This is a genomic window from Actinosynnema sp. NPDC059797, from assembly GCF_042732085.1.
Classification (GTDB): Bacteria; Actinomycetota; Actinomycetes; order Mycobacteriales; family Pseudonocardiaceae; genus Actinosynnema.
Map to the genome: position 1 here is coordinate 1 of NZ_JBHWIE010000752.1, position 1,258 is coordinate 1,258.

Below are 1,258 nucleotides of genomic sequence, written 5' to 3' on the forward strand. Positions count from 1 at the left end.
CCGCCGCGTGCCAGGCCGCGCCCAGCTCCCCGCCGCCGCGCACGCCGGCGATCGCGTAGACGCCGCCGGCGGCGACCCAGGCCAGGATGGTGGGGGAGTAGGCGGGCGCGGCGGTGGCGCCGAAGCCGCCGTAGGCGGTCAGCAGGGTCGGGCGCGGTCCCGGGTCCCGGTCGGCGGGGGCGATGAGGAACAGCGGCACGTCGGTGCCGTCCTGGGACGGGTAGGTCACCTGCCGCACCACCACCCGCGGTCGCTCGTGGCGCGGCGGGTCCGCGGGCGGGGCGCCGGGTGAGGTGTCGGATGGGACGCCGGGCGGGGTGTCGGCCCGGCACCGCCGGTCGCGCAGGCTGAAGCGGTGGACCGTCGGCGGGGTGACGAAGTCCGTGTAGGTGAACCACGCCTCGTCCGCGTCACCGGGCGGCGCGGTGAGCCTCGTGATCGTGCCGTGGTCCGTGCCGGGCGTGTCGACCCCGGTCAGCAGTCGGCCCTCGCCGTCGTGCAGCGACAGGCGGGCCACGCCGCGCCGCACGGAGCTGACCAGGAAGCGCACCGCCTCGACGCCCCCGGTCGCGGGTTCGACCAGGGCGGCGCACCCGGAGAGCACCTCGCCCTCGCCGAGGGTGATCAGCGGCGCCCACGCCGAGGTGTGCGGGCGGGCCGGGTCGACGAGGCAGACCCTCCCGCCGGAGGCCCGGTCGGTGATGATCCCGTACAGCAGGCCGCGCGGTCCGAACCTGACCAGCGCCTGCACGCCAGTGGCCGTGCCGTCGTGGACCAGCCGGAACCCCGGTGAGCGGGTGGTGGCGGCGGTCAGGTCGGCCAGGTGGACCCGGTTGCCGCACTGCACCCCCGGCGCGCTGCCGACCGCCAGCCGACGCCCGTCCGCGCTGGTGGACACCGAGAGCTGCCGGGCGTCGGTGGTGAACACCGCCACGTCCTCGCCCGAACCGGGCAGGCGCAGCCGCACCTGCCGGTCGTCGTCGGCGGGGCAGGTCGCGTAGTAGAAGCCGGCGTCCCGGGGCAGCCAGGCCACCGCGGTGGCGCGCCCCGGGCGCACGGGCGGGCAGACCGGGCGCCCGTCGGCCACGTCCACCACGTGCAGCACCGGGTCCTCGCTGCCGCGGGAGGAGACCTGGTACGCCAGCAACCCGCCCGACCACGACGGGCGCCACATGTCCAACGTCGTGCGCCCGGACGGGTCCAGCTCCGCCGGGTCGACGACCACCCGCTCGCCCTGCCCGGCGCGGGCGACCACCAG

The 1,258-nt window shown here is 77.6% G+C and carries 1 protein-coding gene; it reads right to left on the reverse strand.

Going from position 1 to position 1,258, the window contains the following annotated elements:
* A partial coding sequence (locus ACFV4N_RS43915) for a prolyl oligopeptidase family protein (RefSeq protein ID WP_499678633.1) occupies window positions 1–1,258 on the reverse strand: 1,258 nt, incomplete at both ends.